At 70.2% G+C, this 3632-nt stretch carries 5 protein-coding genes and 1 pseudogene; 1 reads left to right on the top strand and 5 read right to left on the bottom strand.

All coding sequences use genetic code 11. The features are described 5' to 3' along the window. The 3 genes and pseudogenes from ACILRF_RS15340 to ACILRF_RS15330 all read right to left on the bottom strand — a co-directional run. Positions 1-200, bottom strand: a pseudogene (locus ACILRF_RS15340) (hypothetical protein); the annotation flags it as partial. Between the two features lie 113 nt (positions 201-313). Further along, positions 314-766: an NfeD family protein gene (locus ACILRF_RS15335; RefSeq protein WP_395674420.1), complete on the bottom strand. Its 453-nt coding sequence runs from the start codon at positions 764-766 to the stop codon at positions 314-316. Positions 767-782: 16 nt separating this feature from the next. Next, positions 783-1757, bottom strand: coding sequence for an SPFH domain-containing protein (locus ACILRF_RS15330; RefSeq protein ID WP_395674418.1), 975 nt, complete (start codon positions 1755-1757; stop codon positions 783-785). A 96-nt stretch (positions 1758-1853) separates the two neighbouring features. Here ACILRF_RS15330 and ACILRF_RS15325 point away from each other — a divergent pair, with 96 nt between their 5' ends. Beyond that, positions 1854-2342, top strand: a complete 489-nt coding sequence (locus ACILRF_RS15325; protein ID WP_395674416.1) for a hypothetical protein — start codon at positions 1854-1856, stop codon at positions 2340-2342. On the opposite strand, the gene ACILRF_RS15320 is transcribed toward ACILRF_RS15325, so the two are convergent. Next, the gene (locus ACILRF_RS15320) at positions 2339-3136 is read right to left on the bottom strand and encodes a 3-hydroxybutyrate dehydrogenase (RefSeq protein WP_395674414.1); all 798 of its coding nucleotides are present in this window, start codon (positions 3134-3136) and stop codon (positions 2339-2341) included. The genes ACILRF_RS15325 and ACILRF_RS15320 overlap by 4 nt on opposite strands. Before the next feature lie 4 nt (positions 3137-3140). Further along, on the bottom strand, positions 3141-3632 hold a 492-nt coding region (locus tag ACILRF_RS15315; protein ID WP_395674412.1), incomplete at its 5' end, for a YaaA family protein.

Genomic DNA, 3632 nt, shown 5'->3' with positions numbered 1-3632 from the left:
TCCTGCTTGCCGACGAAGCGGGCGTCGGTGACCTGGCAGGTCAGGCCGAGCGCCTGGACGGCGGCCGGAGCCTCGGCCATGCCCTGCTTGCGCTGCGCCTCGGTGACGGCCGGGGCCTTCTTGGCCTGCGACACCGCGGCGGCGGGGACCAGGACCGCAGCGGCCAACGCCGCGACCAGCCCGATTGCACTGCGCCTCATATTCGAAGTCTCTCCTACAGTCCCTTAGGGGGTTTCCTCGGCGCGCACATAAGCGCCCCATGATCGATTGGGTCAAGATAGGCCGCGATGCCGACAGAACTGTGGCGCCCGCCTCAGGGGCGCGGGGCGGTGCGGACCCGCAGACGGGCGCCGCTGACGCCTACGACGAGGAGCGGCGCGCCGAGCGGCACGGGGCCCGCGCCTTCCGCTTCCGCGGCCCATTCCTTGCCGTCGATGAACACCCGGCCGACGCCGTTCTCGAAGGGGCCGACCGCCGCGCCGCGAGCGCCGACCAGCCGCCCAATGTTGTCGTTGATGTCCGCCCCCTCTCCGGCGGCGCACTTGGGAATGTAGCGCCGGGCCGCCAGGGTCGAGACCGCGGTCAGGGCGGCGAACAGCAGCAGGGCGGTCGGCAGGGACAGGCCGAACACCGAGGCCGCCGCGACGACCGCGGCCGAGGCGGACGCCCACAGCAGCCAGCCGCTTCCCGTGAGGATTTCCACCGCCAGCAGCGCGGCCGCGAAGCCGGCCCAGATCCAGAACGGATAGGCGGTGTAGAGATCCATCAGGTTCTCCATCGGCTCAGGCCTCGGTAGGCGGCACGGCCGAACGTGCGGGCCGGGCGCGCGGCGGCAGCTGCGGCGGCGGCCCGTCGCCCTGGATGGTCTTCACCAGTTCCCCGACGCCGGCGAGGGAGCCGACCAGGGCGGACATCTCAGCTGGGACGATGACGGTCTTCTGCTGCGGGCTCTCGGCCAGCTTGGCGAAGGCTTCGACGTACCGCTGGGCGACGAAGTAGTTGATGGCGTTGACGTCACCGCGGGCGATGGCGCTGGAGACCATCTCGGTGGCCTTGGCCTCGGCCTCGGCCTCACGCTCGCGGGCTTCGGCGTCGCGGAAGGCGGCTTCGCGGCGGCCTTCGGCCTCGAGGATCGCCGCCTGCTTGGCGCCCTCGGCGCGGGCGATGGCGGCGGACTTCTCGCCGTCGGCCTCGGTGATCACCGCGCGGCGCTCGCGCTCGGCCTTCATCTGGCGGCCCATGGCGGCGGTGATGTCCGGCGGCGGCTGCAAGTCCTTGATCTCGATCCGCGCCGCCTTGACGCCCCACGGGCCGGTGGCGTCGTCGATGACGTTGAGCAGGCGGGTGTTGATCGCCTCGCGCTGGCTCAGCACCTCGTCCAGCTCCATCGAGCCGACCACCGTGCGCAGGTTGGTCATCGCCAGTTGCTGGATCGCATAGTTCAGGTTGTCGACCCGATAGGCGGCGGCGGCGGCGTCCATCACCTGGATGAAGACGATGCCGTCGACCTGGACCGCGGCGTTGTCCTTGGTGATCACCTCCTGGCGCGGCACGTCCAGGACCTGCTCCATCATGTTGACCTTGCGTCCGATCGTCTCGACGAAGGGCGTCAGGAAGCTGATGCCGGGCTTGAGTGTGCGGGTGTAGCGGCCGAACCGCTCGACGGTGAACTCGCGGCCCTGGGGCACGATCTTGATGGCGCTGAGGGCGATGATGATCGCCAGCACGAGGAAAACGAGCGCGACTGTCAGTTCCACGAGGCCCCTCCGTCCGTCGGCGAAGACCTTACCGTGTAAGCGCAATGACGGCTACTTGGCTCGCGAGGCCGCCGCCGGTCTGCTAGGCCAGACGCGATGTTGCGGAAGCTCCTGATTGTCGCGGCGGCGCTGGCGTGCGCCGCCCAAGCGCCGAAACCGCGGGCGTTCAGCGTCGGCGACCCGGCCAGCCATATCGCCCTGCTGGCCACCCTTGACGCCAAGGCCGAGGTGGCCAGCCAGGAAGCCGACGGGGTTCTGCTGCGGGTGACCTCCCCGGCCGGCGGCTTCACCGTCCAGTTTGCCGGCTGCAACGCGACCGGCAAAGCCTGCAAGGCCCTGCAGTTCGACGCGGCAGGCACGACCGCCCCGACCCTGGCTCAGATCAACGGCTTCAACCAGAGTTCGCTGACCTGCCGGATCGTTCAGGATCGGGCGGGCAAGCCGCATGTGCTCTATAGCGCCCTGCTGCTGCCGACCGACACGCGGGACGCGGCCCTCAACCATGTCGCCGCCTGGCGCGGCTGCCTCGGGGATTTCGGGGCGTTCCTGAGCGACCCGCCGGGCTACCTGGCCGCGGCCCCCTAGGCGGCGGTCCAACCGCCGTCGAGAGCGTAGGCGGCGCCGGTGACACCGGCGCCCATGTCGGACACGAGGTAGAGCATCAGGCCGGCGAGCTGGTCGTAGGTGACGAACGCGCGGTTCGGCTGGGCCGCGAGGATCACCTCGTCGATCACCCGCGCTTCCGGCAGACCACGGGTGCGGGCTTGGTCGGCGATCTGCATCTCGACGAGCGGCGTCTTCACATAGCCCGGACAGATGGCGTTGACGGTGATTCCGGCGCGGGCGACCTCGAGCGCGCAGGATTTGGTGAAGCCGACGAGCCCGTGCTTGGCGGCGACGTAGGCCGACTTGAAGGGCGAGGCGACGAGGCCGTGCGCCGAGGCGAGGTTGACGATCCGGCCGCGCCCCTGGGCCTTCATGATCGGCAGGGCGGCGCGGGTGGTGTGAAAAGCCGAGGTCAGGTTGATGGCGAGGATCGCGTCCCATTTGTCGACCGGAAATTCCTCGACCGCCGCGACATGCTGGACGCCGGCGTTGTTGACCAGGATGTCGAGCCGGCCAAACTCGCGGTGGGCGCACGCCACGAGGTCGGCGATCTGGTCCGGCTGGCGCATGTCGGCCGGATGGTGCAGCACGCGCACGCCGGTCTGCGCGGCGATGCGCCGGCGGTCGGCCTCGATCTGCTCGGGATCGCCAAGGCCGTTCAGGACGATGTCGACGCCCTCCGCCGCCAGCGCTTCGGCGAGCGCCTGGCCTATGCCGCTGGTCGAGCCGGTCACCACCGCCGCTTGACCCCTCAGGCGATAGTCGGCGGGCATGGATCTAGGCCTTTCCGGTGGACGTCTTGGCCGCGGACGGCGGCGGAGGCTGGGGCCGCGAGAAGGTATACTCCTGATCCGACGACAGGCCCGCGACGAAGCGGTAGCCGGCGACGTCGAACCCCTTGAGCTCGGCCGCCCGGGCGATGCGGTTGTCGATGACGTAGCGCGCCATGAGGCCGCGGGCCTTCTTGGCGTAGAAGGAGACGATCCGCGCCTCGCCGTCCTTCTCCTCGAGGAACCGGCAGGCCAGGACGGGCGATCGAAGCGCCGAGCGGTCGACGGCCCCGAAATATTCGCTGCTGGCGCAATTCACGACCGTCGGATCCTTGTGGCCCCGGGCGGCGGCGTCGAGCGCCTCGGCGATCCGCGCGCCCCAGAACTCGTAGAGGCTCGCCCCGCGCTTCGTCTTCAGGCGGGCGCCCATCTCCAGGCGGTAGGGCTGGATGGCGTCCATCGGCCGGAGCAGGCCGTAGAGCCCGGAGAGGATCCGCAC

This window comes from Phenylobacterium sp., from assembly GCF_044236515.1.
GTDB lineage: Bacteria > Pseudomonadota > Alphaproteobacteria > Caulobacterales > Caulobacteraceae > Phenylobacterium.
This window is presented reverse-complemented; position numbering and strand designations above follow the sequence as displayed.

Bases quoted from the DNA above. Each gene is read 5' to 3' on its own strand.
- ACILRF_RS15335 (WP_395674420.1), bottom strand. From the start codon at position 766: ATGGATCTCTACACCGCCTATCCGTTCTGGATCTGGGCCGGCTTCGCG.
- ACILRF_RS15325 (WP_395674416.1), top strand. From the start codon at position 1,854: ATGTTGCGGAAGCTCCTGATTGTCGCGGCGGCGCTGGCGTGCGCCGCC.
- ACILRF_RS15320 (WP_395674414.1), bottom strand. From the start codon at position 3,136: ATGCCCGCCGACTATCGCCTGAGGGGTCAAGCGGCGGTGGTGACCGGC.